This window comes from Flavonifractor sp. An91, from assembly GCF_002159225.1.
Classification (GTDB): domain Bacteria; phylum Bacillota; class Clostridia; order Oscillospirales; family Oscillospiraceae; genus Flavonifractor; species Flavonifractor avicola.
Map to the genome: position 1 here is coordinate 110,143 of NZ_NFHA01000006.1, position 14,313 is coordinate 124,455.

14 protein-coding genes are annotated in these 14,313 nt (G+C 62.6%); 5 read left to right on the forward strand and 9 right to left on the reverse strand.

The annotated features are described in order from the left end of the window. Nucleotides 1-31: 31 nt before the first annotated feature. Nucleotides 32-1,144 (reverse strand): DNA polymerase III subunit beta, encoded by a 1,113-nt coding sequence (gene dnaN / locus B5G42_RS05695; protein WP_087267688.1) that lies wholly within the window; start codon nucleotides 1,142-1,144, stop codon nucleotides 32-34. Nucleotides 1,145-1,490: 346 nt separating this feature from the next. After that, complete coding sequence (gene dnaA / locus B5G42_RS05700) at nucleotides 1,491-2,807, reverse strand: chromosomal replication initiator protein DnaA (protein WP_087267691.1); 1,317 nt, start codon at nucleotides 2,805-2,807, stop codon at nucleotides 1,491-1,493. 776 nt (nucleotides 2,808-3,583) lie between these two features. On the opposite strand from dnaA, the gene rpmH reads away from it, so the two are divergent. The 5 genes from rpmH (at nucleotide 3,584) to jag (ending at nucleotide 6,550) form a co-directional block, all read left to right on the forward strand. Then, nucleotides 3,584-3,718 (forward strand): 50S ribosomal protein L34, encoded by a 135-nt coding sequence (gene rpmH / locus B5G42_RS05705; RefSeq protein ID WP_006570963.1) that lies wholly within the window; start codon nucleotides 3,584-3,586, stop codon nucleotides 3,716-3,718. 101 nt (nucleotides 3,719-3,819) lie between these two features. Further along, a complete protein-coding gene (rnpA, locus tag B5G42_RS05710; protein WP_204220706.1) occupies nucleotides 3,820-4,167 on the forward strand; it encodes a ribonuclease P protein component in 348 nt (115 codons plus the stop codon). A gap of 1 nt (nucleotide 4,168) precedes the next feature. Then, on the forward strand, nucleotides 4,169-4,387 hold the full coding sequence (yidD, locus tag B5G42_RS18460; RefSeq protein ID WP_204220704.1) for a membrane protein insertion efficiency factor YidD: 219 nt from the start codon (nucleotides 4,169-4,171) through the stop codon (nucleotides 4,385-4,387). 31 nt (nucleotides 4,388-4,418) lie between these two features. After that, a complete protein-coding gene (locus tag B5G42_RS05720; protein ID WP_087267697.1) occupies nucleotides 4,419-5,747 on the forward strand; it encodes a YidC/Oxa1 family membrane protein insertase in 1,329 nt (442 codons plus the stop codon). Between the two features lie 38 nt (nucleotides 5,748-5,785). Next, on the forward strand, nucleotides 5,786-6,550 hold the full coding sequence (gene jag / locus B5G42_RS05725) for an RNA-binding cell elongation regulator Jag/EloR (RefSeq protein ID WP_087267701.1): 765 nt from the start codon (nucleotides 5,786-5,788) through the stop codon (nucleotides 6,548-6,550). A gap of 262 nt (nucleotides 6,551-6,812) precedes the next feature. On the opposite strand, the gene B5G42_RS05730 is transcribed toward jag, so the two are convergent. Genes B5G42_RS05730 through mnmG form a run of 7 tightly spaced genes read right to left on the reverse strand, consistent with a single transcriptional unit; the run spans nucleotide 6,813 to nucleotide 14,272 of the window. Beyond that, a complete protein-coding gene (locus tag B5G42_RS05730) occupies nucleotides 6,813-7,379 on the reverse strand; it encodes a sugar O-acetyltransferase (protein WP_087267703.1) in 567 nt (188 codons plus the stop codon). Nucleotides 7,380-7,427: 48 nt separating this feature from the next. Next, entirely contained in the window at nucleotides 7,428-8,693 is a 1,266-nt protein-coding gene (gene ricT / locus B5G42_RS18845; protein ID WP_087267706.1) for a regulatory iron-sulfur-containing complex subunit RicT, read from the reverse strand. Nucleotides 8,694-8,727: 34 nt separating this feature from the next. Next, nucleotides 8,728-9,723 (reverse strand): ATP-binding protein, encoded by a 996-nt coding sequence (locus B5G42_RS05740; RefSeq protein ID WP_087267709.1) that lies wholly within the window; start codon nucleotides 9,721-9,723, stop codon nucleotides 8,728-8,730. 1 nt (nucleotide 9,724) lies between these two features. Beyond that, nucleotides 9,725-10,048, reverse strand: a complete 324-nt coding sequence (locus B5G42_RS05745; protein ID WP_087187235.1) for a cyclic-di-AMP receptor — start codon at nucleotides 10,046-10,048, stop codon at nucleotides 9,725-9,727. Nucleotides 10,049-10,099: 51 nt separating this feature from the next. Continuing rightward, a complete protein-coding gene (locus B5G42_RS05750) occupies nucleotides 10,100-11,413 on the reverse strand; it encodes an aminotransferase class I/II-fold pyridoxal phosphate-dependent enzyme (RefSeq protein ID WP_087267713.1) in 1,314 nt (437 codons plus the stop codon). Nucleotides 11,414-11,440: 27 nt separating this feature from the next. Continuing rightward, nucleotides 11,441-12,454, reverse strand: coding sequence for a tRNA 2-thiouridine(34) synthase MnmA (mnmA, locus tag B5G42_RS05755; RefSeq protein WP_087267716.1), 1,014 nt, complete (start codon nucleotides 12,452-12,454; stop codon nucleotides 11,441-11,443). A gap of 9 nt (nucleotides 12,455-12,463) precedes the next feature. Beyond that, nucleotides 12,464-14,272, reverse strand: a complete 1,809-nt coding sequence (mnmG, locus tag B5G42_RS05760; RefSeq protein ID WP_087267719.1) for a tRNA uridine-5-carboxymethylaminomethyl(34) synthesis enzyme MnmG — start codon at nucleotides 14,270-14,272, stop codon at nucleotides 12,464-12,466. Between the last annotated feature and the right edge of the window lie 41 nt (nucleotides 14,273-14,313).

Consider the following 14,313-nt stretch of genomic DNA (forward strand, 5'->3'; position numbering starts at 1 on the left):
TTTCCTTTCTTTCAGAACCTTTGTGCCTAATTTATTCCCCGGCTTTCAGGCGGACGGGCAGTACCATATACAGGAAATTCTCCTCCCCCTCGGTGGGCAGGATGACGCAGGGGGACACGCTGGTGGACAGCTCCAGCCGAACCTTGTCGGCGGGGGCGGCCTTGAGGGCGTCCATCAGGTACTTGTTGTTGAAGCCGATCTCCAGACCCCGGCCGTCGCCGGTGACAGGGCACTGGTCGTAGGCGTCGCCGATGGCGGTTTTGGTGGAAATCTTCATCAAACCGTCCTCAAACACGCACCGCAGGGGACATTTCAGCTTCTCGGTGATGATGAGGGACACGCGCTCGATGGAGGACAGCAGCGCCCGGGTCTCGCCCTCCAGGCAGATGTCGTTGCTGCGGGGGATGGCCTGGCGGTAGGCCAGGAACTCACCCTCCAGCCGGCGGGTCACCAGCATGGTGGAGCCGGCCTTGAACATGACGTGCCGGGCGCCCTGGGTCACCGACACCGGCTCGTCGCAGTCGGTGCAGATTTTTTCCACCTCGGACAGGGCGGAGCCGGGGACCACGAAGGAGAATTCCGGAGCGCCGTCCTTTTTGTCGATGGCCTCGTGGCGGAGGGCCAGCCGGAAGCCGTCCACCGACACCACGGTGAGGCCGTTTTCGTCGGCCTCAAAGAGGGAACCGGTGTGGACCGGGCGGCTCTCGTTGTCGCTGACGGCAAAAATGGTCTGGGAGATCATGGCTTTCAGCTTGGACTGGGACAGGGTAAGGGAGTTCTGATATTCCACCGTGGGCAGCTCGGGGAACTCCTCCGGGTCGGTGCCCAGGATGTTGAACTCACTGGGTCCACAGGTGATGTGGACCATATAGTTGTCGGTCTGGAAGGTGACGATGTCGTCAGGCAGCTTCCGGATGATCTCGCCGAAGAGCCGGGCGGCCAGCACCAGGGTGCCGGTTTCGCTGATGTCGGCAGGGACGATGGTGCGGATGCCGGTGTCCAGATTGTAGCCGGTGAGCCGCAGCTCCTGTCCGGCCTCCAGCAGAATGCCCTCCAGAGCGGGAATGGAGCTCTTGGGGGAAACGGCACGGGAGGCGGTGGAGATGGCGGATTGCAGCAGGGCTTTTTCGCAGGAAAATTTCATATTTGTTCGGTCCTCCGTTTCGTGGGGAGAGAAGGGGCTCCCCGGGATCTCTCGCGCTCCTCCGGAGAGAGGAGGGATATAGTTCGTAATAGTAAGCCGTAGGGGAAAACATTGTGGAAAAGTGGCGAAACTCCTTGAGGCCCATGGTTTGGCCCGTCCACAGGGGGTGTGGACAAAAAAGAGGGGGTTTCCACAGGGGAAAAGGAGCAAAAAAGTTTTCCACATCCCCTTTTCCACATATCCCCGAAAGAGGGTGGAAATGTGGAAAGCGGTCTGGAAACCGGATTTCCAGTGGGAATCCAGTTCCATTCATATTTATGCAGGAATATTCAGAAGCCATTCGGTCTTATTCATACCGGGCGTTGATGTTGGCGTTGATGTCCTTGATGACTTCTGCAATTTCGGGGCTCTGCTTGGTCAATTTCTCGATCCGGTCGATGGAGTGCATGACAGTGGTGTGGTCCCGGTTGTCAAATTCCTTGCCGATCTCCTTCAGGGACAGGTTGGTCATGCGGCGGATCTGGTACATGGCGATCTGGCGGGCCAGCGCGGTGTCCTTGGTGCGGCCCTGGCCCCGGAGGGCCTCCTCATCGATGTTGTAGAACTTGCTGACCTCATCAATGATGATCTCCGGCGAGGGGAGGAACTCCGCCTTGTCCTTGAACATATCCCGGACGGCCCGGGTGACGGTGTCCACGTCCACGCTCTCCCCCATCAGCTCCTGGAAGGCCAGGATCTTGTTGACGGTGCCCTCGATCTGCCGCACATTGGAGGTGATGTTCTCGGCGATATATTGGAGGACGGGATCGGGCAGGTTCATACCCCGGCGGATGGCCTTGGTCTTGATAATGGCCACCCGGGTCTCATAGTCGGGGGGCTGGATGTCCACGGGCAGGCCCCACTCGAACCGGGTACGCAGCCGGTCGTCCAGCCGCAGCATCTCCTTGGGGGGACGGTCGGCGGTGAACACAATTTGCCGCTTGGCCTCGTACAGGGTGTTGAAGGTGTGGAACATCTCCTCCTGGGTGGACTCACGGCCGGCGATAAACTGCACGTCGTCCATGAGGAACACATCGGCGGAGCGGTACTTCTCCCGGAACTCCGGGTTGCGGCCTTCCCGGATGGCCTGGATCAGCTCGTTGGTGAAGGAGTCGCCCTTGATATACACGATGCGGTAATCGGGGTGGGACTGATGGATTTTGTGGGCGATGGCGTAGAGCAAGTGGGTCTTGCCCAGGCCGGACTCGCCGTAGATAAACAGGGGGTTGTAGGTCTGGGCGGGCTGCTCGGCCACCGCCAGGGCGGCGGCGTGGGCAAACTTGTTGGAGGCGCCCACCACAAAGCGCTCGAAGGTGTATTCCTCAGTGCCCGGGAGAAATACATCGTCCACCTTCTTCTTGCCGTAGCCCTCCAGCTCCCCCTCTCCCAGCACCACAACCTCGAAGTCGGAGGAGAACAGCTCATGGAGGGCCTTCTGGATGTTGGGGATGTAGCGGGAGTTGATGATATCCCGCTTGAAGTTGGTGGGGGTGTGGAGCACAAACCGGTTGGACTCCAGCGCCACGGGGGTGGCGTCGTCAAACCAGGTGTTGATGGCGGTGGCTGTCATCTCCCCCTCCATCAGGGAGAGGACCTTGGCCCAGAGATCGGCCGGTAGATTCACGGAAAGACCACCTCTTTTGTAGAATAGATGGCCGCTGTGGGCGCAGCAAAACAAGACCTTGAAAGCCTGGGCTTTCAAGACCTGGGTCGTGGATGCTGCCGCCAGCGGCGGGAGTACAGATAATTTAACGCGTATCATTATAATGCGTACGGAACAAAGCCGAAATCCTTGGTTTTCAAGGTTTTCGGCTTTGTTCTAGTGCAAGAATTTTGGACAATAATTCTCAAAATCCTTGCACCTTTCATTGGAACGCAGGACGTTCCAATGAAAATACGCATTGTAACAATGTCTGAATTCCATAAAACGGCCCCCCTGAGCCGTTTTATGGAATTGCGCGGCTGCTGCCGCGCAAATAAACTGATTTGCAGTTTATTCAGTAGACATTATTATAGCAAATCACCCTGTGGAAAGCAACGATACAATTATAAAAAGAAACTACTTTTCCACACAGGTTTCCACACAGTCTGACGGTGGCCGGCGGGCAGCCGGAACGGCCGCCTCTGCCCGGAGCCTCAAAAAAATAGGGCAGAAGGGCTTATGCGTGGGGGTGTGCTCAACAGGGGCCACAAGATATGGTATTTCCCTGCCGGACCCAGAAAAAAACCAAAAAAGAAACCAAATTAGTGGTTGACAGCCTATTTTGAAATAGGCTATAATACCATGTGCATCATGTAAACTGCTATGGTGTAAAGCAGTTTTGTTTGACGACCGCAGCCGAAAGGCTGTTGTGGTGGGCGGGGCAACCCGCTTGATTTTTGTACAGGAGGTGTCCCAACATGGTTCGTACCTATCAGCCCAAGAAGCGCCAGCGCTCCAAGGAGCACGGGTTCCGTAAGCGTATGCGTACCGCCAACGGCCGCAAGGTCCTGGCTCGCCGCCGCGCGAAGGGCCGCGCCCGTCTGACCCACTGATGGGTCCGCAAATGGAATAGGGCATTTCATAGGGGCGGGGGAGCTTTTCCCACCGCCCCTGCGCAGCATACGGAAGTTTGGACCGGGAAAGGAGGACCGCCGTGGAGCACACCGTATCCCTGAAGCAAAATCATGTGTTCCGCCGCCTTTACAGCAAGGGTAAGAGCGCGGTCAATCCCTGTCTTGCACTCTATTGCCGGAAGAACAACTCCCCCCGCAGCCGTCTGGGCATCACCGTGGGGGTGAAGGTGGGCAAGGCGGTGGTGCGCAACCGCACCCGCCGCCGCATCCGGGAGGCCTACCGCATCCATGAGGACCGCTTTCTGCCGGGGTACGACCTGGTGGTGGTGGCCCGTGTCCGGGCCGGCCACAGCCGGTACCGGGAGGTGGAGCGCAGTCTCCTCTCTCTGGCGGACAAGCTGGGTCTGCTCCGAAAGGAGGAGGCCTGAATTGAAGCGCCTTCTGCTCGCTCTCATTCGGTTTTACCGCAAGCATATCTCCCCTGCCCGTCCCCCCTGCTGCCGTTTTATCCCTACCTGCTCCCAGTATGCGCTGGAGGCGGTGGAGAAATACGGCGCGCTCAAGGGGGGATTTTTGGCCATTCGCCGTATCCTCAAATGTCAGCCCTTCCATAAGCAGGAATCCATCGAGTACGACCCCGTGCCGTAACGGCAAGACAATGTAACTTGGAGGCGCACAAATGGAAATTATCCTCACCCCCTTTGCGTGGCTGCTGAAGGCTTTTTACAGCTTCTGCGGCAGCTATGGCCTGGCTCTGGTGTTCTTTGCCCTGGTGGTCAAGGTGGTGCTCTTCCCCCTCTCCCTGAAGGGCAAGCGCAGCATGATCCAGATGAACATTCTCCAGGGCCAGATGCAGAAGCTGCAGAAGCAGTATGGCAAAGACCGGCAGCGCTATAATCTGGAGGTCCAGAAGCTGTATCAGAAGGAGAAGATCAACCCCATGGGCGGCTGCCTGTGGTCCTTCATCCCCCTGCTCATCCTGATGATCCTCTACCCCATCATCCGTGAGCCTATCCACTACATGATGGGCATCAACGACGCCAATTCCCTCAATGCCATTGCCCAGGCTGTGGGCTGGAGCACCCAGGCCGTGAACATGGGCTGGATTAAGGAAGCCGCCGATACCTTTACAAACAGCGGTTATAACCAGCTGTACCTGGCCTCCCTCATCAATGCGGACAATCTGGCCGCGGTCCAGCAGGCGGTAACTGCCGCCGGCGGTGTGGGCGCCAACGTGTTCTCCATCAACTTCAGCCTGTTTGGTCTGGTGGACCTGTCCCAGATCCCTCAGCTGCAGTTCTGGACCATTGCCGGCGGCTTTGGTCTGTTCCTGCTGCCTGTGATCTCCGCTGTGTCCGGCGTGGTCTTCTCCCTGATCTCCATGAAGACCAACGTGATCAACAAGCAGAGCGCTCAGGCCAACAATAGTACCGCCAAGACCATGCTCATCATCTCCCCCCTGATCTCCCTGTGGATCGGCTTCACCATGCCCGCCGCCCTGTGTCTCTACTGGGTGGCCAACAACGTGCTGAGTATGATCCAGGAGTTCCTGTGCAGCCGTATCCTGAAGAAGGACTACGAGGAGGCCGCCCGCAAGCAGGCCGAGCGCGAGCAGCAGGAGAAGGAAGAGGAGAAGGAGGAGCGCCGCCGCAAGGCCGAGGAGCGCGCCCGCCGCATTGAGGAAGAGAAGCTCAACAAGGGCAAGAAGAAAAAGGCCGAGAAGAAGCACGAGGACGAGGAGAAGATCCCCGGCATCGTGAAGGAGTACAGCCGGGTGGGTATCCGGCAGTACGCCCGCGGCCGTGCCTATGATCCCTACCGCTACAGCGAGGACGGCCCCACCTGCTATCCCGGCGAGGCCCCCATTTTCGGCAGAAAGCCGGACAAGGCCGCCCCTGTGCAGGAGACTGCCGCGGTGGAGGAGGCCCCCGCTCTGGAGGCCGCTCCCCAGGTTGAAACCTCTGCCGCTGACACCCCTGCCGCCGGTGACGGCGAGACCAAGGAATAACGGCGCCTGCCGTGGATTCATAAGGAGAGATACCCAAAATGCTGAAATGGATCGAGAGCACCGGCAAGAGCGAGGAGGCCGCCATCGAGGCCGCCCTGCAGAAGCTGGGCATGGATCGGGACGAGGTATCTGTGGAGGTCCTGGAGCGGGCCAAGTCCGGCTTCCTGGGGATCGGCAGCTGTCCCGCTAAAGTGAAAGTAACCTACGAGGCTCCCGACGAGCCCGAGACCCCCGCCCCTGTGGAGGAGGTCCCCGCCGCTCCTGTGGCCGAGCCTGTCAAGGAGGAGAAGCCCGCCCCCGTGGTGGAGGCTGAGGCTCCCGCCGCCGCCCCCGCCCAGGGGGAGAAGGCAGAGCAGATCGACGCCTTTCTCACCGGCCTGCTGTCCCACATGGGGGCTGCCGCCAAGCCGGTGATCAAAATGGACGAGAACGGCACCTATCAGGTGGAGCTGGTGGGCCAGGACCTGGGCGGTCTCATCGGCCGCCGGGGCGAGACCCTGGACGCCATCCAGCAGCTCACCGGCTACGCCGTCAACCACGGCCAGTCCAAGCGTGTCCGCATCCACGTGGACGCCGAGGGCTACCGGGCCAAGCGTGAGGAGTCCCTCATCCGTCTGGCCCACAAGGTGGCGGGCAAGGTGGTCAAGTACCGCCGGAACGTGACCCTGGAGCCCATGAACGCCTATGAGCGCCATGTGATCCATACCGCCCTGCAGGATACCCCCGATGTGACCACCTACTCCATCGGTACCGAGCCCAACCGCCGGACCGTGGTGGCCTACAGCCGGGGCGAGCACCGGTAAAAAAATTTGACGAAAAAGACCCTGCGGGTCTTTCCCGTCAGGGGGCTGCATGAGGAATGAGGTTCGATTTCTGACGAAATTGTCACCCCATTCCTCATGAGAAGAGTCCTTTCCGAGGCTCATGTCCCCGGAAAGGACGAATTTTGATTTGATTCCACCGCCTGCGGGCGGTGGAACTCTGCGAGGCTGAAAAAAGTCCCTGAGCCTATGGCTCAGGGACTTTTTTCGCTTGTAGGGGCGACCTTTATGGTCGCCCGCATTCTCAGACGGAGGGGTTCTCAATGGCCCGCACCGGCTTGCAGGGATTGCCCACCGCCACCACATTGGAGGGAATGTCATGGACCACCACGCTGCCCGCGCCGATCACCGACCCGCTGCCGATGGTGACACCGGGCAGCACCGTCACGTTGCCGCCAATCCATACGTTGTCCTCCACGGTGATGGGTTTGGCAAACTCCAGGCCGCTGTTGCGGGTGGGGGCGTCCAGGGGATGGCCTGCGGTGTAGAACCCGCAGTTGGGGGCAATGAACACATTCTCCCCAAAGACCACCGGGGCGCAGTCCAGCACTACTAGATTGTAGTTGGCGTAAAAATGCTCCCCTACCGTGATGTTGGAGCCGTAGTCGCACTTAAAGCCGTGGTTGATGGTGAGGTGCTCCCCGGTCTTGCCCAGCAGCTCCTTCAGCAGGGCCAGCCGTTCCTCCTCCGCCCCGGGAGCCAGTCCCTCCAGCTGGTGGCACAGCTGGGCCGCCCGGGTCCGCATGGCCTGCAATTCCGGCACTTCGGCGTTGTACAGCTCACCGGCGAGCATCTTTTCCAGTTCTGTCATAGCGCATACCTCCAAAAAACGGGCGGCCAAAAGGCCGCCCGTCCTGTTTTATTGGGGATTGGGATTCTGGGGCTTGTCCCCACGGGGACGGCGGTGATACCGGCGGCGGGGCCGCTTCTTCTCCCCGGCGGCATTTGCCTGTCCGCCCTCGGCGGCGGGCTTTTCAGGGGCGGGCTTCTCCTGGGCCTTGGGCCTGCTCTCAGGCCGGGGCTTGCCCTCTCCCTTGGGGGCCTTGGGCTGGGCGGCCTTCTGAGGAGGCTTGGCCTCCTCCTTCTTGGCCTGGGCCTGGGGCTGCTGCTCCCCGCCGCTCTTCCGGCGGCGGCTGCGGCTCCGGCGGGGCTCCTGGGCGGGGGCGCTCTCCTCCTCCACAACCGCGCTCAGCCCCGCCAGGGCGGCGCTGACGCTGCCGGTCAGGGTGCGGGGCTCCTCCACGGGGGTCACCTTCCGCAGCTTGGCCAGCTCCTGAGCGGGGGGCTCCACATAGTCCTCCGGCCGCTTGCCCTTGCCGTTGCGGATCACCCGCAGCTCACAGTTGTGGAAGCACTTGGGGGTCTCGGGGGCGCTGTCCAGCCGTACCTTTACCGTCTCCTTCAGCAGGTCCACCTGGCACACGTTGCCCGCCCCCTCGGGGGTCTCCACAAAGGACTCGTTCTTGGGCATCCGGTGGACCGCGTCCTCATAGGCCTCCTGCTCGTACTTCAGGCAGCACATGAGCCGCCCGCAGGTGCCCGAGATCTTGGTGGGGTTGAGGGACAGGTTCTGGGTCTTGGCCATCTTGATGGACACCGGCTGGAACTCGTCCAGGAAGGAGGCGCAGCACAGAGGCCGGCCGCAGATCCCCAGGCCGCCCAGCATCTTGGCCTCGTCCCGGACGCCGATCTGCCGCAGCTCGATGCGGGCGTGGAACACGCTGGCCAAGTCCTTCACCAGGGCCCGGAAGTCCACCCGGCCGTCGCTGGTAAAAAAGAAAAGGATCTTGTTGCCCTCGAAGTTGTACTCCACCTCCACCAGCTTCATGTCCAGCCCGTGGGCGGCGATCTTCTCCTGGCAGATGGTGAAGGCCTTCTTCTCCTTCTCGTGGTTCTTCTCCACCGTCTCCAGGTCCTTGTCGGTGGCGATGCGCACCATGGGGCGGAGGGGCTGCACCACCGCTTCATCCTCCACCATGGTGTTGCCCTGGGCGCACTCGCCGTACTCCAGGCCCCGGGAGGTCTCAATGATGACCCCCTGACCGGGCGCGACCTGCTGTCCCTGGGGATCGAAATAATATTGCTTGCCTCCGCTTTTAAAGCGGACGCCGATGATCTCGGTCATGGTTACCTCCAAATTGGAAATATTGGGGCCGGATTTACCGGCACAGCTGGGCTAATCCCGCCCCCAGCCAGCCGGCCATATGGCCGGGGCCCACATAGAAGCCGCAGGCGGTGCGCAGCTGTTCCGTCAGGGCGGCGGCCCCGGTAAGGGCCTTGGGGGGCAGGGCCTTGGCCCCCTTTTCTGCCAGCGTCCGGCGGCGGGGGTCGCTCTCATGGAGGGCCCCGGCGGCACACACCAGGCAGTCCCGCACCAGCAGCAAAAACTCATCCAGCAGAGCGTTGAGGGAATCCCGGTCCCACTTGTCCCGCTCCAGTCCGGCGCAGAACTCCAGCAGGGCCAGCTCGTCCTTGGCACAGAAGCGCTCCAGCAGGGCTGCCGCCCCCTCCAGAGCCTTGCCGTCGGCGGCCTTGCCCTCCAGCTGGTCCACCGCCCGGCCCAGAATGCCCTCGCATCGGGCGGCGGCGTTGGAGATCTCCGCCGGGGAGCGGTCGGGGTACCGGGCGGTCAGCCAGGTCTCCGCCTCCTGTACCGTCACCGGGGAGAGGGCCAATACCTCGCACCGGGAGCGCACTGTGGACAGCAGGGCGGCGGCGTTGTCGGTGAGCAGGAGGAAGGCGGCGTAGGCCGGTCCCTCCTCCAGCAGCTTGAGCAGCGCGTTCTGGCTGGGGTCCTTCATGTTCTGGGCCCCCTCCAGGATGTACACCTTCCGGGGGGCCTCGTTGGGCTTGATGTAGGCATCGCTGCGGATGGCCCGGATGCGGGCCACGTTGAGCTCGTCCCCCTCCCCGCCGGCGTGGATCACGTCGGGATGGATATGCCCCAGGGCCTTTTTACAGCCGGAGCAGGCCATGCAGGGGACCTCCCCTCCGCCGGTACACACCAGGGCAGCGGAGAGCAGGCCGGCCAGGGTGCGCTTGCCCGACCCCGCCGGCCCGCTGATGATGTAGGCGTGAGACAGCCCCCGCCGGGCAGTCTCCAGAGAGAGCTGCCGCTTCAGGGGGGCGTTGCCCGCCAATAAGGACAGGTCCATCTTATACCCGCTCGAACCGCTCGATATCCACCACAAAGATGGTGGCGCCGCCTACCACAACCTCCACGGGCATACTGGGATAGTAGCCGTAGCTCATCTCGGTGGTGGTGGGGATCATCTGCTTGCGGGAGTGGGAGTGCTCCTTGATGATGTCAATGACGTTCTGCACCTTCTCCTCATCCACGCCGATGAGGATGGTTACGTTGCCCGCCATGAGAAAGCCGCCGGTGGTGGCCAGCTTGGTGGACGAAAAGCCCTTTTTCGTCAGGGCCTGAGTGACAGTGTTGGCGTCGTCGTGATTAATGATAGCCAGAACCAGTTTCATGGGTATCCCTCCTGCTCAAAGATGCCGGAAGTCCGGCGCTGAGGCCGCTTTTCACAGGACGGCCACAGAAACATCTTCCAGTGTATTATAACCTATTTGTTTCAAATATGCGATACTTTTTTTGTCCACCCGCTCCCCCGGCGCAATGACGGGAACCCCTGGGGGATAGGGGGCCACCTGGGAGGCTGCCACCAGCCCTTCGGCCTCCTCCAGCGGGAGGCTCCGGCGGGAGGAAAAAAGGGCCTGCCGGGGGGTGAGCACACCCGCCGGCGGAGCCGGCGGAGCCGGATAGCCGGGGCATGGCCTCAGATCCACCTGCCTCAGCGCCCCTTCCAGCCTTGTAAAGTCCTCGGGGCCGTCAGCGCAGGTGAGAATAAACACCACATGGCCTCCGTCGGCCATCTCGGGCCACACGTTGCGCGCCTCCAGCGCCTCCTGGGCGGCGTACCCGTCGGGGGCGCACACCACCAGCCGGGTTGGGTCCAGAGGGGCGTCCCGTTCCGTGAGGGCGGGGAAGGTGTTCCGCAGCCGGGCCACCTCCTCCGCCGTTTTGCGGTAGGCATCCGTCCCTCCCTCCAGCATATGGGCCCGGCACAGGTCCAGTGCGGCCATCATGGCATAGGAGGGGCTGGAGGAGCCGTAGATGCTGGCCGCCCGCCGCAGGTCGGCGTGGGAGAAGGTACCGTTGGAGAACAGCAGGGCGGTCTGCCCCGGGGCGGGCAGGGTCTTGTGGGCGGACACCACCAGCAGATCGGCGGCGGACAGCCCGTAATCCCCCAAAAAGGGCAGATGGGCCCCGTGGGCCCCGTCTACCATCAGCACGCCCCCGTGGCGGTGCATGATCTTCGCCAGAGCGGGCAGGTCGGACAGTACGCCATAATAAGTAGGAGAGGTGATGCACAGGGCCTTGATCTCCGGGTTGGACTCCAGCAGCTCCTCCACCCGTTCCGGGGAAACCGGCCCGGTCACCCCCGCCTGGGCCAGCCAGGGCCGGTCCAGATACACCGGCTTTAAGTCCAGCAGGGCCAGGGCGTTGTAGGCCGAGCGGTGGCTCCCCCGGTCCAGCAGCACGGCGTCCCCCGGCCGGCAGGCCAGGGTGAGGGCGGCCAGCACTCCCTGGGTGGAGCCGCCGGTGAGGAAGAGGCAGCTGTCCATATGCAATGCCTCCGCCCACAGCGCCTCCGCCTCCCCAATGGCCCCGCCTCCGTCAAACAGGTTGCCGGTGGGGGGCAGCTCGGTGAAGTCGATGGCGGCCAGATTGTCCAGCCCCAACAGAGGCTTGCCCTTATGGCCGGGCATATGCATCCGCAGGGGGTCCCGGGCCGCAAAGGCGGTCAGGGCGTCATACAGCGGCGTATGTTCCACAGGGTTTCCCTCCTTTGTGGAGCATCATCACATGGCCCCCTCGATCCAGGCGGACCCGGCTACCGTGTCCCCCAGATAGAACACCGCCAGCTGGCCCGGTGTGGGGGCCCGGGCGGGGGCCTTCATCTCGATGCGCACCCCGTTTTCGTGGGGATAGAGGATACCCTCCGCCTGGGTGCGGGAGTGGCGCAGGCGGACGGTGACCTCCAGGGGCCCGTCCAGCCCCTCCACCCCGATCCAGTTGGGGGAAGAGCCAAACACGGTGGACTTGCCCAGGTCGGAACCGTCGGACAGCACCACCTCGTTAGTGTCGGGCCGCAGGGCGGTGACGAAGTACCGGTGGGGGCCGGACACCCCCAGCCCTCTCCCCTGACCCAGGGTGTAGTGGTGGACCCCCTTGTGGTGGCCCAGCACCTTGCCATCCTTATCCACAAAATTACCATCCGGTGTGGAAAACCCACGGCGGTCCAGCCAGGCGGCGTAGTCCCCGTCGGGGATGAAGCAGATCTCCATGGAATCCGGCTTGTCGGCCACGGGAATGCCGAAGCTGCGGGCCAGCTGCCGAACCTCTGCTTTTTCGTAATTTCCAAGGGGGAAAATCACTCTCTGTAATTGTTCTCTGGTCAATCGGGCCAGCATATAGGACTGGTCGTTGGCGGGTCTCCCCTTTTTCAGCACCCCGTTTTCCACATTGGCGTAGTGTCCGGTGGAAACATAGCGGGCCCCGATTTTGTCGGCCAGCCGGAACAGGGCGGGGAATTTCACCGTGGGGTTGCACAGGGCGCAGGGCAGGGGCGTGCGGCCGCTCTGATAGGCGGCGGCAAAGGGGGCGCACACCTGCTCCTCCAGATCGGCCCGGATGTCGGCCACCTCAAAGGGGATGGACAGACGCTGTGCCACGGCGGCGGCGTCAGCCGCCCCGGTTCCCCCCAGACCGATGTCCAGATAGAGGCCGGTAACGGCAAAGCCCCCCTCCTTTAGCAGACTGGCCGCCACGGCGGAGTCCACCCCGCCGGACAGGCCCAGAACGATTTTTTCCATATAAACTCCTTATTTCTCCAAGGCCACCATCAGCACGGCAATATCCGCCGGGCTGACGCCGGAAATGCGGGAGGCCTGGCCCAGGTTCAAAGGCCGGATCTGGTCCAGCTTCTGCCGGGCCTCCAGCCGCAGGCCCTCCATGGACAGGTAGTCCAGGTCGGCAGGCAGGGGCCTGTCCTCCATCTTCCGCTGCTCGGCCACCTGCCGCAGCTGCCGGTCGATGTACCCCTGATATTTTACCGAGATTTCCACCGCCTCAGTCACTTCTGTGGATAACTCCGGGCGGTTGGGGTCCACCGCGGCCAGACTGTGGTAAGTATTCTCCGGTCGGCGCAGCAGGTCCACCAGACGGCCCTCCGCCGTGCCGGTGTGGGTGAGACGTTTGATCTCACGGTCCACGGCGGCGTACTTCTCCTCCACCGCCGCCATCCGCCCATCGCTCACCAGCCCGATGGCGTGGCCGATGGGGTACAGCCGCCGGTCGGCGTTGTCCTGCCGGTGGAGCAGCCGGTACTCGGTGCGGGAGGTCATCATCCGGTAGGGCTCGTTGGTGCCCTTGGTCACCAGGTCGTCGATGAGCACCCCGATGTACCCCTGGTCCCGCCGCAGGATGAGGGGGTCCCGGCCCAAAATCTTCAGGGCGGCGTTCACACCCGCCACAAAGCCCTGGACGGCGGCCTCCTCATAGCCGGAGGAGCCGTTAAACTGGCCCGCGCCGTAGAGACCCTTCACCTTCTTGTGCTCTAGGGTGGGCAGCAGCTCGGTGGGGTCCACACAGTCGTACTCGATGGCGTAGGCGGGCCGGGTCATTTCGGCGTGCTCCAGGCCGGGGATGGTGTGGAGCATCTGGATCTGCACCTCCTCGGGCAGCGAGGAGGAGAAGCCCTGAAGGTACAGCTCCTCGGTGTTCAGCCCCATGGGCTCCAGAAAGAGCTGGTGCCGCTCCTTGTCGGGGAAGCGGACGATTTTGGTCTCAATGGAGGGGCAGTACCGGGGGCCCACCCCCTCGATGGTGCCGTCGTACAGGGGGGAGCGGTCCAGATTGGCCCGGATGATGTCGTGAGTTTTTTGATTGGTGTAGGTCAGCCAGCAGATGGCCCTGTTTTCCGGGGGTGTTTTGGTCTCAAAGGAGAAGGGCACCACCTGCTGGTCCCCCGGCTGGACCTCCAGCTGGGAGAAGTCCACGCTGCGGGCGTGGATGCGGGGAGGCGTGCCCGTCTTGAACCGGCGGAGGGTGACCCCCAGCCCTTTCAGACTGTCGGTCAGGGGCAGGGCGGCGGCCAGGCCGTCGGGGCCGGAATCACGGGTCACCTCGCCGATAATGGTGCGGCCTCCCAGGAAGGTACCCGAGGCCACCACCACCGCACGGACCTGATATTCTGCGCCGTATACCGTGCGCACGCCGGACACCTGGCCGTTTTCCGTCAGAATATCAGTGACCTCCGCCTGCTTGACCCATAGGTTGTCCTGGTTTTCCAGGGTGTGCTTCATGACCTCCTGGTACCGGCGGCGGTCGGCCTGGGCCCGGAGGGACCACACCGCCGGGCCTTTGCCCCGGTTGAGCAGCCGGTACTGGATGCAGGCCTGGTCGGCGGCTCTGGCCATCTCCCCGCCCAGGGCGTCCAGTTCCCGGACCAGATGGCCCTTGCCGGTGCCGCCGATGGCCGGGTTGCAGGGCATATTGCCCACCGCGTCCAGATTGACGGTAAAGCACAGGGTACGCAGGCCCAGCCGGGCGGCGGCCAGCGAAGCTTCAATGCCCGCGTGGCCCGCTCCAATCACAGCAATATCAAAGGTTCCAGCGTCGTAAGTCGTCATATTAGGTCCAAGTCCTTTTATTCCAAAATAAAATCGTGGGG

Coding starts and splice junctions, on each gene's coding strand:
- dnaN (WP_087267688.1), bottom strand. CDS start 1,144: ATGAAATTTTCCTGCGAAAAAGCCCTGCTGCAATCCGCCATCTCCACC.
- rpmH (WP_006570963.1), top strand. CDS start 3,584: ATGGTTCGTACCTATCAGCCCAAGAAGCGCCAGCGCTCCAAGGAGCAC.
- B5G42_RS05720 (WP_087267697.1), top strand. CDS start 4,419: ATGGAAATTATCCTCACCCCCTTTGCGTGGCTGCTGAAGGCTTTTTAC.
- jag (WP_087267701.1), top strand. CDS start 5,786: ATGCTGAAATGGATCGAGAGCACCGGCAAGAGCGAGGAGGCCGCCATC.
- B5G42_RS05730 (WP_087267703.1), bottom strand. CDS start 7,379: ATGACAGAACTGGAAAAGATGCTCGCCGGTGAGCTGTACAACGCCGAA.
- ricT (WP_087267706.1), bottom strand. CDS start 8,693: ATGACCGAGATCATCGGCGTCCGCTTTAAAAGCGGAGGCAAGCAATAT.
- B5G42_RS05740 (WP_087267709.1), bottom strand. CDS start 9,723: ATGGACCTGTCCTTATTGGCGGGCAACGCCCCCCTGAAGCGGCAGCTC.
- B5G42_RS05745 (WP_087187235.1), bottom strand. CDS start 10,048: ATGAAACTGGTTCTGGCTATCATTAATCACGACGACGCCAACACTGTC.
- mnmA (WP_087267716.1), bottom strand. CDS start 12,454: ATGGAAAAAATCGTTCTGGGCCTGTCCGGCGGGGTGGACTCCGCCGTG.
- mnmG (WP_087267719.1), bottom strand. CDS start 14,272: ATGACGACTTACGACGCTGGAACCTTTGATATTGCTGTGATTGGAGCG.